This is a genomic window from Streptomyces sp. SID9727 (assembly GCF_010550605.1).
Classification (GTDB): domain Bacteria; phylum Actinomycetota; class Actinomycetes; order Streptomycetales; family Streptomycetaceae; genus Streptomyces.
In genome coordinates, this window is sequence record NZ_JAAGNI010000276.1 from 1 (window position 1) to 12,872 (window position 12,872).

Genomic DNA, 12,872 nt, shown 5'->3' on the forward strand with positions numbered 1-12,872 from the left:
GCCCCCGGCGCAGATCAGGGTGTGCAGGGCGCCCCGGCCGCGATGGTCGCGCCAGAGCCGGTCCTCGACGGCCGCGGCGGCCCGCCCGAAGGCGGCGACCGGGTGCCCCCTGCGGGGGTCACCGAGCAGCAGGTCGGCGATCAGGCCGGCGGTGGCGCCGTACGCGTAGATGCGATCGGCACGCACGGTTCAGCCGACCGCGCCCGGGGCTGCCGACGGGGGGCGTGGGGAGAAGGTCGCACGGCAGCCGGGCATGGCGATATGTCCTCACTCAGGGTCCGCGCCCTGGTTCGACGTGACGGCGACGAGAGTCTCCTGGCTTCCGGATCGGCGGGCTCCCCGGTCTTCCAGCCCGCTCGCGCGGGCCGTGACGTGCGGTGGGGGACCGCTCCCCGGTGACAGTGGCGGGACCGCGCCGGATTCGCACCGGCTTCCTCTGCTGTCGCCGTAATGGCTCCGGCAGTCCACCACGCCCCGCGAACGCCCGTCAACTCGCCGTTGACCTGCGGTGGCACGGTGTGGGCGGACGCACACCGGGCCGGACGCGCACGAGGTGCGTCCGGCCCGGGGGAGGGTGGTGCGTCAGGCGACGATCAGATAGATGCCGTACGCGACCGCCGCCGCGCACAGCCCGAAGCAGACGTACGCGCCGGCGCGCGCCAGCAGGAGCGACGAGCCCGCCTGACCGCCCCCGGCGGCCGGCTCCGGCTGCTTGGAGAGGCCGACGATGCCGAGCGTGAAGAGGCCCACCAGGGCGACGGTGGTGACGAGGGAGACGCCGAAGACGGTGCCCAGAGCTGCCCAGTCGATGTTCATACGGGGTGTCCTTACCGGAGTACCGGGGTCTGTCAGACCGTGGCGGGTCGGGCCGGGTCGGCGGCGACGGGACCGGCGGGCGCCGGAATGGTGGCGGCGAGGTCGTGCGCCTGGGCCGCCGTGGGCGGCGGGCTCACGGCCGCGATGGCCTGGGTGACGACACCCGCGGGCTCGGCCGGGGCCGCGGCCTCGGTGCCGGGCGCGACATCGCCGTGGCCGACGGGCTTGCGGCGCGAGAGCATCCAGATCGCCCCGGATCCGGCGATCAGGAGGGCCGCGACGACCACGACGCCCCAGGTGCCCTGCTTCGTCAGGAACTCGGCACCGGCGCCGACCAGGCCGGCGGCCGGCAGGGTCAGGCCCCAGGCGACGAACATCCGGGTGGCGGTGGACCAGCGGACCACACCCCCGGACCGGCCGAGGCCCGCGCCCATCACGGCCCCGGAGCAGGACTGCGTGGTGGAGAGGGAGAAGCCGAGGTGCGAGGACGCCAGGATGACGGTGGCCGCGCTGGTCTGGGCGGCGAAGCCCTGCGGGGGCTTCAGCTCGGTCAGGCCGCTGCCCATGGTGCGGATGATGCGCCAGCCGCCGAGGTACGTGCCGAGCGCGATGGCCAGGCCGGCGCTGACGATGACCCAGACCGGCGGGTTGGAGCCGGGGGAGAGGACGCCGCCGGTGACCAGGGCGAGGGTGATGATGCCCATCGTCTTCTGGGCGTCGTTCGTGCCGTGCGCGAGCGAGACGAGCCCGGCCGAGGCGATCTGGCCCGCCCGGTAGCCCTTGGCGGTGGCCTTCTCCTGGGCGTCGTTCCGGATCTTCTTGCCGATCCGGTACGTGAGCCGGGTGGCCAGGAGCGCGGCGACACCGGCCACGATCGGGGCGGCGACGGCGGGCAGCAGCACCTTGGTGACGACGGTGCCGCCGTTGACCGACGACCAGCCGGCGGACATCACCGCGGCGCCGATGAGGCCGCCGAACAGTGCGTGGGAGGAGCTGGACGGCAGCCCGACCAGCCAGGTCAGAAGATTCCACAGGATGGCGCCGACGAGCGCCGCGAAGATGACCTCGGTTCTGAGGCCGTCCTCGTTGACGATCCCGCCGGAGATCGTCTTGGCGACCTCCACGGACAGGAACGCGCCGACCAGATTGAGAACGGCGGACATCGCGACCGCCGTCTTGGGTTTGAGTGCGCCGGTCGAGATGGTGGTGGCCATCGCGTTGGCGGTGTCGTGGAAACCGTTCGTGAAATCGAACACTAGAGCTGTCACGATCACTATCGCGAGCAGCAGCGTGATGTGTTCCATTTACCCAGGCAATCGTTCGACGTCATTGGCACGTGGAACGTAGGCAACTTGAGTGAACGGAAGATGAACTGAGCAGGGCGCTGCGGTGACCCCCGGAGCGGTGGCCGGGCGGCGCTTGGGGCGGGGCCGGAAAGGATCTTCGAATGAGTGACCGAGAGCACGGGGCGATCGCCCGGGGATGGGAGGCCGTCGTCGCTGCGGCGCGCCGCACGGCGGCCGAGGGACTGGTCGTCGGAACCTCCGGAAACGTCTCGCTGCGGGTCGGTGACACGGTGCTGGTCACCCCCAGCGGAGTGCCGTACGACCGGCTGGGCCCCGAGGAGCTGACCGGCGTCGATCCGGAAGGCAACCAGACCCTCGGGACACTTGCCCCCACCAGCGAACTTCCCCTCCACCTGGCCGTCTACCGGAACACCGACGCAAGGGCCGTCGTGCACACCCACGCGGTCCACGCCACGGCCGTCTCCACCCTCGTCACGGAGGTCCCCCCGGTCCATTACGCCGCGGCGATGCTCGGCGGCACGGTCCGCGTCGCCCCCTACGCCCGCTACGGCACCCCCGAACTGGCCGCGAACATGCTCACCGCCCTCCGCGGCCGCACCGGCTGCCTCCTCGCCAACCACGGCACCGTCACCTACGGCGCCACCCTCGATGAGGCCTACGACCGCACCGCCCAGCTCGAATGGCTGTGCCACGTCTGGCTCACCGCGAGCGCCGTGCCCGGCCGCACCCCGGCCCTGCTCTCGGAGGACCGGCTGAGCGAGGTCGTGGAGGCGCTGAAGGGGTACGGGCAGCGCCGAGGCGGCACCGGAACGCGCTGAAGGGGTCCGGGCGAAAGCACCGGGACCGCATCGGACGGCCCTGCCCACTGGCATTGCGCCGCCCCGGCCCCGACACTGTGGGGGTGCGCCCGGTTACCGCGACGGCAGCGGCCGTCACCACACTCATCGGCGCCGGCGCGGCAGCGGTCGCGGCCGGCCGGTTCGCGGGCGACGTCGCCCTCAAGACGCCGCCCGGACGACCGCTCCCCGCCGACCGCGAACTCACCGTCCACGCGACGGCCGCCGGGCAGGTCACCCTGACGCGGTCCCTCACCTCGCTGCGGCCCGGCACGTACGGGCTGACCGGCAAGGACGTCCACGCCGTCGTCGGCCCCGTGCTCGACCGCGCCCACCAGGCCGCCGACACCGTCGTGCGCCGGCTGGAACGCGTCGACCACGGCGTCCTCGCCCCCGGCGACAAGGTCCGCCTGACGCCCCAGGTGCACACCGGCGACCCCGGCAGCGCGCTCGGCCTGGCCTTCCGGGAGGTACGGATCCCCGGCGAGCTGGGCGAACTGCCCGCCTGGTACGTCCCGGCTCCCCGCCGCGTCTGGGTCATCACCGTGCACGGCATCGGCGCCACCCGCGAGCACCCCCTCAACCTCCTGGAGTTCCTGCACGGCCGGCAGCTGCCCGTGCTCGACCTCGCCTACCGCGGCGACCCGGGCGCCCCCCGCTCCCCGGACGGTCTCGGCCACCTCGGCGAGTCCGAGTGGCGCGACCTGGACGCGGCGATCCGCTTCGCCGTCCGCAACGGCGCCGAGCAGGTCATCCTGTACGGCTGGTCCACCGGCGCGTCGATGGCGCTGCACGCCTGCGCGGGCTCCGCGCTCCGCGACCGGATCTCCGGCCTCGTCCTCGACTCGCCCGTCCTGGACTGGACCGACACCCTGCGCGGCCTAGCCGCCGCACGCGGGGTCCCCGCCGCGCTGCTGCCGCTGGCCGTCCGGGCCGCCCAGGGGCAGACGGGACTGCACGGCACCGGACTCCTGGACACCTCGGTCCCGGTGACCCTGCACGTCCCGACGCTCGTCTTCCACGGCCCCGACGACACCCTGGCCCCCTGGATCCACTCCCGCCGGCTCGCCGCCGCCCGCCCCGACCTCGTCTCCCTGCACACCGTGGACCGGGCTCCGCATGCGGCGATGTGGAACGCCGACCCGGCCCACTACGAGGAGACCCTTCGCCGCTTCCTCACGCCCCTGATGTGAGGTGATGCGCCGGTTCGGCCGATTGGTCCCGGCCGGTGCGGGGGTCCGTCAACGCCGGTGACCCGGGTTCCGTTTGGGCTTTCGGGCCGTCAGGGGCAAGACTGCTCCCGTGACGTCCCGTACCCCGCGCGACTCCAGGCTGCGTCTTGTCCGCCCGCGACCCCTCGCCACCGCCCGAAGGGCTGTGACCACCCGGCGCACCAGGCCCGCGCCGCGCCCGCCCGAGGGCACCCCGCCCCGGGCGGAGTTGGCCCGCCAGGCCAGGACGGTCCTCGCCGACGCCGTACGGATCGCCCGCTGGGCGGCCGACGGGGCGGCCCCCGGCACCACGCCCCCGGCCGCCCTCGAACACGCCGCGGCCGCGCTGGACATCTCCCCGGAGCAGGTGCGCTCCGGCTGGGACCGGGCCCGGCTCGCCGGACTGGTCGAACTCCACGGCGACACCGCACGGCCCGGGTGGCGGCTGCGCGCCTGGGACCGGGACGACTCCGCGGTGCTGCGCGGCTGGGTGGCCCTCTTCGACGCCTGGTCGCTCGTCCACCCCGCGCCCCGGGGCGTCGAGTCCACCGCCGTCGCCGAGGCCGTCGAGGCCGTGCCCCAGGTCCTCTCGCTGCTCCAGCTCTCGGCCGGCCCGGTCACCGTGCCCGCCCTCCTCGACCTCCTCGGCCAGCGCGTCGCGGAACTCCACGAGGAGCGCTGCGAGGTGCCGTACGGCCCCGAGCCGCTGCCCGGCCCCGCCGGACCGGCGCCCATCGCCCACCCGCCGGCCCTCGTCGCCCGCCTGCTCGACTGGGCCCTGGAGGGCCTGGCCGACGTCGGGGCGCTCACCCTCGGCGCGGGCCAGGCCACGCTGACGCCGCTCGGCAACTGGGCGGTCTGGGTCAAGCTGGAACAGATCTGCGTCGCCGCCCAGAGCCCCGCCGGCAACATCGAGCAGGCCGCCGCCGACATGCTCCTCGGCTGCGCCCGCCTCACCCCCGGCCCCGCCCGCGCCGAATACCGTGCCTGGCTGGCCGCCCGCCCCGTCGGCAGCGCCGTCGCCGAACTCCTCGACGTCGCCCGCGGCGAGGACGCCCTCCTGCGCGGCCTGGCCTTCGAGGCGCTGCGCGTCGTCGGCGCCCCCGCCGAGCCCGAGGTCCGGGCCGTCCTGGCCGACCCGTCACTGCGCCCGTACGCGCTGCTCTGGCTCGCCGAGTACGACGGCACGGACCCCGAGGACGCCCAGGAGGTCCTCAGCCGCGAGGAGGCCACCTGGCTCTGGGTCGACACGGCGGCGGCGGTCGCGGACCACGGCGAGACGGGCCTCCTAATCCGCCACCTCGACTCGGCGGTCCAGGGCACGGTCCCGGCCCTCCTGGACGAGGTCCGGGCCGTCGGCCACCCCCGCACGGTCCAGGTCCTGGTGGCCCTGGCCGCGGCCCACCCGGACCCGGCGCTGGCGAAGGCGGTCCGCAAGGCGGCGTTCCAGGTCCACACGGGCGGCTCGTGACCCGGGGGCGGAGCCCCGGAAAAGTCGTTGGACACCGCCAGTAGACTGGTTTCCATGGCAGTTCTCCTTGTGCGTGTGCGTGAGTAGCGGCGTCGATCCGTCACCACCCGTCGTTCCTCCGCCCTTCCTTCCGCCCAGGAGTACCTCCCCGTGATCACCGCCTCCGGCATCGAGCTGCGCGCCGGCGCCCGTCTGCTCATCGAATCCGCCAGCTTCCGCATCGCCAAGGGCGACCGCATCGGCCTCGTCGGCCGCAACGGAGCGGGCAAGACCACCCTCACCAAGTGCCTCGCGGGCGAGGGGACCCCGGCTGCCGGCACCATCACCCGCTCCGGTGAGGTGGGCTACCTCCCGCAGGACCCGCGCACCGGCGACCTCGACGTCCTGGCCAGGGACCGGGTGCTGTCCGCGCGCGGCCTGGACGAGATCCTGCGCAAGATGCGGGAGAACGAGGACCGGATGGCGAACGGCAAGGGCGCCACCCGCGAGAAGGCGATGAAGAAGTACGAGCGCCTGGAGACGGAGTTCCTCACCAAGGGCGGTTACGCCGCCGAGGCCGAGGCCGCCACCATCGCCGCCGCGCTCAGCCTGCCCGACCGCGTGCTCGGCCAGCCGCTGCACACGCTCTCCGGCGGTCAGCGGCGCCGCGTCGAGCTGGCCCGCATCCTCTTCTCGGACGCCGACACGCTGCTCCTGGACGAGCCGACCAACCACCTCGACGCGGACTCGATCGTCTGGCTGCGCGACTACCTCAAGACCTACCGCGGCGGCTTCGTCGTGATCTCCCACGACGTGGAGCTGGTCGAGACGGTCGTCAACAAGGTCTTCTACCTCGACGCCAACCGCTCGCAGATCGACGTCTACAACATGGGCTGGAAGCTCTACCAGCAGCAGCGCGAGGCCGACGAGAAGCGCCGCAAGCGCGAGCGCCAGAACGCCGAGAAGAAGGCCGCCGCCCTCAACGCGCAGGCGGACAAGATGCGCGCCAAGGCGACCAAGACGGTCGCCGCGCAGAACATGGCCAAGCGCGCCGACCGGCTGCTGTCCGGCCTCGACGAGGTCCGGGCCGCCGACAAGGTCGCCAAGCTGCGCTTCCCCGACCCCTCGCCGTGCGGCAAGACGCCCCTGATGGCGGAAGGGCTCTCCAAGTCCTACGGCTCGCTGGAGATCTTCACCGACGTCGACCTGGCCATCGACAAGGGCTCCCGCGTCGTCATCCTCGGCCTCAACGGCGCCGGCAAGACCACGCTGCTGCGGCTGCTCGGCGGCGCCGAGCAGCCCGACACCGGCCGCGTCGTGGAGGGCCACGGCCTCAAGCTGGGCTACTACGCCCAGGAGCACGAGACCCTGGACCCCGACCGCACGGTCCTGGAGAACATGCGCTCCGCCGCGCCCGACCTGGACCTCGTCGCCGTCCGCAAGACGCTCGGCTCGTTCCTCTTCTCCGGTGACGACGTGGACAAGCCGGCCGGGGTGCTCTCCGGCGGTGAGAAGACCCGTCTGGCCCTGGCGACGCTGGTCGTCTCCTCCGCCAACGTGCTCCTGCTCGACGAGCCCACCAACAACCTGGACCCGGCCAGCCGCGAGGAGATCCTCGGGGCGCTGCGCACGTACAAGGGCGCGGTCGTCCTGGTCACGCACGACGAGGGCGCGGTCGAGGCCCTTCAGCCCGAGCGGATCATCCTGCTCCCGGACGGGATCGAGGACCTGTGGGGCGCGGACTACCGGGACCTGGTCGCGCTGGCCTGATCCCCGGGACCGGATCATTCGGCCTACTCGTGCTCCGTCATCTGTGTGAGTGGGTCTCGTACCTCGGCGCGGCGCCCGGCAGATAGCTGCCGGGCGCACCCATATCCGCCCTTCAGCCCGTGCGCGCCCTGACCTGGACGTTCCTTTCCGGGCACCCGCACGACACCCCGTACGACCTGTTGGAATGAGGCATTCCGGTCGCACCGGCGCACTCCCGGGGCGCGAATCCGGTCGCAGAGACCTTGCCGAATGGGTGGCCAGGAAGCGCCCGAGGGGTGATCATGAGAGTCCAGAGCGCACTTCCCATGAGGAGGCACGGGTGGCCGAGACTCTGAAGAAGGGCAGCCGGGTGACCGGCGCCGCGCGCGACAAGCTCGCGGCAGACCTGAAGAAGAAGTACGACTCCGGTGCGAGCATCCGGGCGCTGGCCGAGGAAACGGGCCGCTCCTACGGATTCGTCCACCGGATGCTCAGCGAATCCGGAGTGACGCTCCGCGGACGCGGCGGCGCCACACGAGGCAAGAAGGCCGCGGCGGCCTGACGGCCGGCAGCGGATCGGAGCTCGTCACGGGGCGGCTCCGGGAGGTCCCTGGTCCGGGTGCGCCCACCCGGTCGGCCGCAGGGTCGATCCGGTGGTTACTGTTCAGTCACTTAGCTTCATGTGCTGACTGCACCCGAACCGGAGGCCCCGTATGACCTCGCTCGACTCCGTGCTCGACCAGGACGGCGTACGACTCACCGTCGACGACGCGGTTGCCACGGTGACCCTCACCAATCCGGCGAAGCGCAACGCCCAGTCTCCCGCTCTGTGGCGGGCGTTGACCGAGGCCGGACGGGCTCTGCCCGGCAGCGTGCGGGTCGTCGTGCTGCGCGCCGAAGGCGTGTCGTTCTCCGCCGGACTCGACCGCCAGGCGTTCACCCCCGAGGGATTCGACGGCGAGCCGTCGTTCCTCGACATGGGGCGCGGCCCGGAGGCCGAGCTCGACGCGCTGATCGCCGAGTACCAGGAGGCGTTCACCTGGTGGCGCCGCAACGACATCGTGTCGATCGCGGCCGTCCAGGGCCACGCCATCGGCGCGGGCTTCCAGCTCGCCCTCGCCTGTGACCTGCGCATCGTCGCCGACGACGTCCAGTTCGCCATGCGCGAGACCAGCCTCGGCCTGGTGCCCGACCTCACCGGTACGCACCCTCTGGTGCACCTCGTCGGGTACGCCCGCGCGCTGGAGATCTGCGCCACCGGCCGCTACGTCCACGCCGAGGAGGCGGAGCGCACCGGCCTGGCCAACCTCGTCGTGCCCGCCGCCGAGCTCGACGGCGCCGCGCGCGACCTGGCGGGCGCCCTGCTGGCCGCCCCGCGCGACGCCGTCATCGAGACCAAGGCGCTGCTGGGCGGCGCCGTCTCGCGTACGTACGAGGAGCAGCGCGCCGCCGAGCGGGCCGCTCAGGGCCGCCGCCTCCGCGACCTGGCGGGCGCCCTCGGCTGACATACGGGCGGGCCGGCCGGAGCCGTGGCCGTCCCCCGCCGGCCCGCACCCGTTCCGAAGCTCAGCCCGCCGATCCGCCCTCCGAGACCCCCGTGACCAGCACCGCGACCGGTGGCCGCCCCTCGGCCGCCGCCGTCACCGCTTCCCGCACGGCCAGGGCGACGTCCAGCGCGCGGTGACCGCTCTCCGTCGCCAGCTCGACGCGCACATGGTCCTCGCCCGTCCGCACCGCCGGGCCCAGCACCCCGGTCAGCGCCGCCACCCCGGCCACCGAGGCGGCGGCCCGCCCCGCGGCGTTCTCCGCGTCCACCGGGCGCACCTCCGCCGGCTCCGGCTCCACCCGTTCGGGCGAGCCGTCGAGCAGCCCCGTCACTCTCAGGTCCACCTCGGACACCACCAGGCCGAGCCGGCGCGCGGCGGCCGACAGAAGGGCCGCGCGCAACGTGTCAGCGGCTGCGGGCAGGGGCCGGTCGGCCGTCGCGGTCATCGTCGCCTCGATTCGTAGGGGACCCGGCGGCAGGGCGCTCGGGGGTGGGGGGACCTGCGCGGCGGGAGCCGACTCCGGGTCGGCCACGGCGATCCGCAGCTCACCGAGGACCGGACCGGGGTCCGGACCCGCCACCGCCCGGCGCAGCACCGCGACCGCCGCCCGCTCCGCGATCCAGGCGCCGTCCGCCGGGCCGCCCAAAGGGAGTAGTCGGCCCAGCGAGAGCCGTTGCCGTACCGCAGCCGTCCACGCATGGGCCCTGTGCGGGCCGTCAGCCGTCGTCATGGCCACCAGACTGCCGTATCCACGGCGCGAGTCGGGGCAAGCGCCCTTAATGTGGGCAAAGTAGTCAAATCTGCCCCGAAGGGAAGAGCGGCGATGACCGAGACCCCACAGCGGAACCGGCCCGAGAACTCCGACAGCAACGCCTCGGGCGGCAGCAGCCTGACCAAGCGCGGCGGAGGCGACCCCGGCACCCGCGGCCGTACGACGATCGCCGACGGAGTGGTCGAGAAGATCGCCGGAATGGCGGCACGCGACGTCGTCGGAGTGCACGCCATGGGCAGCGGCCTGTCCCGCACCTTCGGCGCGGTCCGCGACCGGGTCCCCGGCGGCTCCAAGTCCGTCACCCGGGGCGTCAAGGCGGAGGTCGGCGAGACCCAGACCGCGCTGGACCTGGAGATCGTCGTGGACTACGGCGTGTCGATCTCCGACGTCGCCCGCGACGTACGGGAGAACGTCGTCGCGGCCGTCGAGCGCATGACGGGCCTCGAAGTGGTCGAGGTCAACATCGCCGTCAGCGACGTGAAGCTGCCCGACGAGGACGACGATGACGACGAGTCAGAGTCCCGCGTCCAGTAGTCCCGGCGTCCCCGAGCGGTTGAGGAGCACACGATGAGCATGGCTGTGGCCGGTCTGCTGGCCGGCATGGCGCTCGGTTTCGCCGGGTATTTCGGCGGGTTCGGAGCCTTTGTTCTGGTGGCCGCCCTCGGAGCGGTCGGCTTCGTCGCCGGCCGGTTCTTCGACGGCGACCTGGAACCCGGCGACTTCTTCCGTAGTCGCGAGCGCGGCGACCGACGGCGGTGACGGCGGTGTCGGGGGCGAGCGGCCCGGTCTCGGCCGGGGAACGGGGAGAGACGCGGATCGCCGACCGGGTGGTCGCGAAGATCGCCGCGCAGGCGGCCAAGGAGGCGGTCGACGCGACCCCGAAGGAGGCGGCGTCGCCGCGTGCCACGGTCACCGTGCACCGCGACACCGCCCGCGTTCGGGTGAGCCTGGAGCTGGGATATCCCGCTGACATCGGCCACCAGTGCGGTGCCGTGCGTCGGCGGGTCGCCGAGCGGGTAAAGGCGTTGGCGGGGATGGAGGTGCCCGAAGTGGCCGTCCAGGTCGAACGCCTGCATCCCACCGGAGCGAGCCTGGCGGCACAGGGGAGGATTCGATGACCGAGCCCCACGATCCGGACGACGGCACGCGGCGACCGCCCGAGCCCGGGGCGGCGGAACACGGCAGTGTCCTCGCCCTCGACCAGTCGGCCTCCTCCGCGGCCTACGAACCCACGCCCGACAAGGAACGGCCCGAAGGCGGCGCGGGGCGCTTCTGGGCCGCCCGCCGCATCCCCGCCGGCATCGTCGCCGCCGTGGTCCTCGGCGCGAGCGGCCTGCTCCTCTACGACGTGGCGGCGGTCCGCGCCGGACACTCCGCGATGCAGTGGCGCCGCTCCCTGGCGGACGAGCTCGCGACGCGGAAGCTCGACGACGTCTGGGTGCTCACCGGCGCGTCGATCGCGGCCGCCCTCGGGCTCTGGCTGCTGCTCCTCGCGCTCACCCCCGGACTGCGCGACCTGCTGCCGATGCGCCGCGAACACACCGACGTGCGCGCCGCGCTCGACCGGACGGCGGCGGCCATGGTGCTGCGCGACCGGGCCGTCGAAGTGGCCGGCGTCCAGTCGGTCCGGGTCCGCATGGGCCGGAGAAAGGTGGGGGTGCGTGCCGTGTCGCACTTCCGTGAACTCGACGACGTACGGGCCGACCTGGACACCGTGCTCTCCACAGGCATCCGGGAACTCGGACTCGCCAGGCAGCCGAGCCTGTCGGTCCATGTCCGCCGGCCGGCGAAGAAGGGGTGAGCGGCGTGCTCAGGACCGTCAACCGGGTACTGCTGGCCCTGGCCGGACTGGTGCTGCTCTGCGTGGGCGGCGGGGTGCTCGCCGCGGCGACGGGCCTCTCCGTGCCGTCCTGGTGGCCCTGGTACGGCAAGAACGACGTGCTGCTCAGCGAGGCGGACCGGGACCGCTGGCGCTCCGAGGGCTGGTGGTGGCCGACGGTCATCGCGGTCCTCGCCGTCCTCGTGGTCCTCGCCCTGTGGTGGCTGCTGGCCCAGTTCCGCCGCTCCCGCCTGAACGAGGTGCTGGTCGACAGCGGCGACGGCGAGGGCGCCCTGCTGCGCGGCCGGGCCCTGGAGGGCGTGCTCTCCGATGAGGCGGGCGCCCTGGACGGCGTCGCCCGCGCCCAGGTCACCCTGACCGGCAAGCGCTCCACCCCGGCCGCCCGGGTCCGGCTGCTGATGGAGCCGCACGCCGCGCCGGACGAGGCGCTGGGCAGGCTGAGCGACGAGGCGCTGGCCCATGCCAGGGACTCCGCGGGGCTGGCCCGGCTGCCCGCCGAGGTCCGGCTCAAGGCCGTCAAGCACCGGGCGGCGCGGGTGAGCTGAGGACGGGATGGTGGCGCGGACCCCCGCGCCACCGCCCGCGGCTCAGAATCCGTGCCGGTGTCCGCCGTCGACCGGCACCATGATGCCCGTCAGGTACGAGGCGGCGGGGGACAGCAGGAACGCGGCCGTGCGGCCGAACTCCTCCGGGGTGCCGTAGCGGCGCAGCGGGATGTTCGCCTCGTTGGCGGTACGCGCCTTCTCCGCGTCGCCCGACAGCGCGTCCAGCTCCCGCACCCGGTCCGTGTCGATCCGGGCCGGCAGCAGACCCACGACCCGGATGCCGCGCGGGCCCAGCTCGTCGGCCATCGACTTGGCGACGCCGGCCAGGCCGGGGCGCAGCCCGTTGGAGACGGTCAGCCCGGGAATCGGCTCGTGGACGGAGCCGGAGAGCACGAAGCCGATGGCCCCGCCCTCGCCGAGCGCCGCGGCGGCGGCCCTGGCCAGCCGTACCGCACCCAGGAACACCGAATCGAAAGCGGTCTGCCACTGCTCGTCGGTGTTGTCCGCGATCCCGCCCGGCGGCGGGCCGCCGACGCTGATGAGGATGCCGTCGAGCCGGCCCAGGCCCTCCTGGGCGGCCTCCACCAGTCGCTCGGCCGCCGCCGGGTCGGCGTTGTCGGCGGCGAGACCGACGGCGTCCGGGCCCAGGTCGGCGGCGGCCTGCTGGGCGCGCTTCTCGTCCCGGCCGGTGATGATCACCTTCGCGCCGTCCGCCACCAGGGCCCGAGCGGTGGCGTAGCCGAGCCCGCGCGTCGCTCCGGTGACGATGTACACACGGTCCTTCAGTCCAAGATCCATG

Annotated in this window: 15 protein-coding genes, 1 pseudogene and 1 riboswitch; of the genes and pseudogenes, 11 read left to right on the plus strand and 5 right to left on the minus strand. The window is 73.7% G+C overall.

All coding sequences use genetic code 11. The features are described 5' to 3' along the window. The 3 genes and pseudogenes from G3I41_RS17610 to G3I41_RS17620 form a co-directional block, all read right to left on the minus strand. A pseudogene (locus tag G3I41_RS17610) lies at nt 1-186 on the minus strand (cobalamin biosynthesis protein); the annotation flags it as partial. Nucleotides 187-308: 122 nt separating this feature from the next. Continuing rightward, nucleotides 309-438, minus strand: a riboswitch (cobalamin riboswitch). Nucleotides 439-582: 144 nt separating this feature from the next. Beyond that, nucleotides 583-816 carry a hypothetical protein gene (locus tag G3I41_RS17615; RefSeq protein ID WP_164401176.1) on the minus strand — a complete coding sequence of 78 codons (234 nt, stop codon included), beginning with the start codon at nt 814-816 and terminating at the stop codon, nt 583-585. A gap of 32 nt (nt 817-848) precedes the next feature. Continuing rightward, nucleotides 849-2,120 (minus strand): inorganic phosphate transporter, encoded by a 1,272-nt coding sequence (locus tag G3I41_RS17620; protein ID WP_164401177.1) that lies wholly within the window; start codon nt 2,118-2,120, stop codon nt 849-851. A 143-nt stretch (nt 2,121-2,263) separates the two neighbouring features. Between G3I41_RS17620 and G3I41_RS17625 the strand changes: the two genes are divergently transcribed. From G3I41_RS17625 to G3I41_RS17650, 6 genes are all read left to right on the plus strand, one after another. Next, nucleotides 2,264-2,941, plus strand: coding sequence for a class II aldolase/adducin family protein (locus G3I41_RS17625; protein WP_164401178.1), 678 nt, complete (start codon nt 2,264-2,266; stop codon nt 2,939-2,941). 83 nt (nt 2,942-3,024) lie between these two features. Continuing rightward, entirely contained in the window at nt 3,025-4,152 is a 1,128-nt protein-coding gene (locus G3I41_RS17630; protein WP_164401179.1) for a hypothetical protein, read from the plus strand. Between the two features lie 184 nt (nt 4,153-4,336). Next, nucleotides 4,337-5,641, plus strand: a complete 1,305-nt coding sequence (locus tag G3I41_RS17635) for a hypothetical protein (RefSeq protein WP_164401211.1) — start codon at nt 4,337-4,339, stop codon at nt 5,639-5,641. A 150-nt stretch (nt 5,642-5,791) separates the two neighbouring features. Beyond that, nucleotides 5,792-7,390 (plus strand): ribosomal protection-like ABC-F family protein, encoded by a 1,599-nt coding sequence (gene abc-f / locus G3I41_RS17640; RefSeq protein ID WP_164401180.1) that lies wholly within the window; start codon nt 5,792-5,794, stop codon nt 7,388-7,390. A gap of 319 nt (nt 7,391-7,709) precedes the next feature. Next, a complete protein-coding gene (locus G3I41_RS17645; RefSeq protein ID WP_007263382.1) occupies nt 7,710-7,931 on the plus strand; it encodes a helix-turn-helix domain-containing protein in 222 nt (73 codons plus the stop codon). 151 nt (nt 7,932-8,082) lie between these two features. Next, nucleotides 8,083-8,874: an enoyl-CoA hydratase/isomerase family protein gene (locus G3I41_RS17650; protein ID WP_164401181.1), complete on the plus strand. Its 792-nt coding sequence runs from the start codon at nt 8,083-8,085 to the stop codon at nt 8,872-8,874. A 61-nt stretch (nt 8,875-8,935) separates the two neighbouring features. On the opposite strand, the gene G3I41_RS17655 is transcribed toward G3I41_RS17650, so the two are convergent. Then, nucleotides 8,936-9,646: a hypothetical protein gene (locus G3I41_RS17655; protein WP_164401182.1), complete on the minus strand. Its 711-nt coding sequence runs from the start codon at nt 9,644-9,646 to the stop codon at nt 8,936-8,938. A gap of 93 nt (nt 9,647-9,739) precedes the next feature. Between G3I41_RS17655 and G3I41_RS17660 the strand changes: the two genes are divergently transcribed. From G3I41_RS17660 to amaP, 5 genes are read left to right on the plus strand one after another with little or no spacing between them, the layout of a single operon-like run. Beyond that, nucleotides 9,740-10,222 carry an Asp23/Gls24 family envelope stress response protein gene (locus tag G3I41_RS17660; RefSeq protein WP_073968401.1) on the plus strand — a complete coding sequence of 161 codons (483 nt, stop codon included), beginning with the start codon at nt 9,740-9,742 and terminating at the stop codon, nt 10,220-10,222. Nucleotides 10,223-10,255: 33 nt separating this feature from the next. Beyond that, the gene (locus G3I41_RS17665; RefSeq protein ID WP_143624117.1) at nt 10,256-10,447 is read left to right on the plus strand and encodes a hypothetical protein; all 192 of its coding nucleotides are present in this window, start codon (nt 10,256-10,258) and stop codon (nt 10,445-10,447) included. A 5-nt stretch (nt 10,448-10,452) separates the two neighbouring features. Further along, nucleotides 10,453-10,806 (plus strand): Asp23/Gls24 family envelope stress response protein, encoded by a 354-nt coding sequence (locus G3I41_RS17670; RefSeq protein ID WP_343242160.1) that lies wholly within the window; start codon nt 10,453-10,455, stop codon nt 10,804-10,806. Beyond that, nucleotides 10,803-11,489, plus strand: a complete 687-nt coding sequence (locus tag G3I41_RS17675; RefSeq protein WP_164401184.1) for a DUF6286 domain-containing protein — start codon at nt 10,803-10,805, stop codon at nt 11,487-11,489. The genes G3I41_RS17670 and G3I41_RS17675 overlap by 4 nt, the downstream gene beginning before the upstream one ends. Continuing rightward, entirely contained in the window at nt 11,486-12,073 is a 588-nt protein-coding gene (amaP, locus tag G3I41_RS17680) for an alkaline shock response membrane anchor protein AmaP (RefSeq protein ID WP_164401185.1), read from the plus strand. The genes G3I41_RS17675 and amaP overlap by 4 nt, the downstream gene beginning before the upstream one ends. Nucleotides 12,074-12,115: 42 nt before the next feature. Here amaP and G3I41_RS17685 read toward each other — a convergent pair whose 3' ends face one another. After that, nucleotides 12,116-12,871 (minus strand): SDR family oxidoreductase, encoded by a 756-nt coding sequence (locus G3I41_RS17685; protein ID WP_164401186.1) that lies wholly within the window; start codon nt 12,869-12,871, stop codon nt 12,116-12,118. Nucleotide 12,872 lies beyond the last annotated feature (1 nt).

What these genes read in the sequence shown, in the direction of transcription:
- G3I41_RS17625 (WP_164401178.1), top strand. Translation starts at nt 2,264, where the DNA reads ATGAGTGACCGAGAGCACGGGGCGATCGCCCGGGGATGGGAGGCCGTC.
- G3I41_RS17665 (WP_143624117.1), top strand. Translation starts at nt 10,256, where the DNA reads ATGAGCATGGCTGTGGCCGGTCTGCTGGCCGGCATGGCGCTCGGTTTC.
- G3I41_RS17620 (WP_164401177.1), bottom strand. Translation starts at nt 2,120, where the DNA reads ATGGAACACATCACGCTGCTGCTCGCGATAGTGATCGTGACAGCTCTA.
- G3I41_RS17660 (WP_073968401.1), top strand. Translation starts at nt 9,740, where the DNA reads ATGACCGAGACCCCACAGCGGAACCGGCCCGAGAACTCCGACAGCAAC.
- G3I41_RS17685 (WP_164401186.1), bottom strand. Translation starts at nt 12,871, where the DNA reads ATGGATCTTGGACTGAAGGACCGTGTGTACATCGTCACCGGAGCGACG.
- G3I41_RS17615 (WP_164401176.1), bottom strand. Translation starts at nt 816, where the DNA reads ATGAACATCGACTGGGCAGCTCTGGGCACCGTCTTCGGCGTCTCCCTC.
- G3I41_RS17655 (WP_164401182.1), bottom strand. Translation starts at nt 9,646, where the DNA reads ATGACGACGGCTGACGGCCCGCACAGGGCCCATGCGTGGACGGCTGCG.
- G3I41_RS17650 (WP_164401181.1), top strand. Translation starts at nt 8,083, where the DNA reads ATGACCTCGCTCGACTCCGTGCTCGACCAGGACGGCGTACGACTCACC.
- G3I41_RS17675 (WP_164401184.1), top strand. Translation starts at nt 10,803, where the DNA reads ATGACCGAGCCCCACGATCCGGACGACGGCACGCGGCGACCGCCCGAG.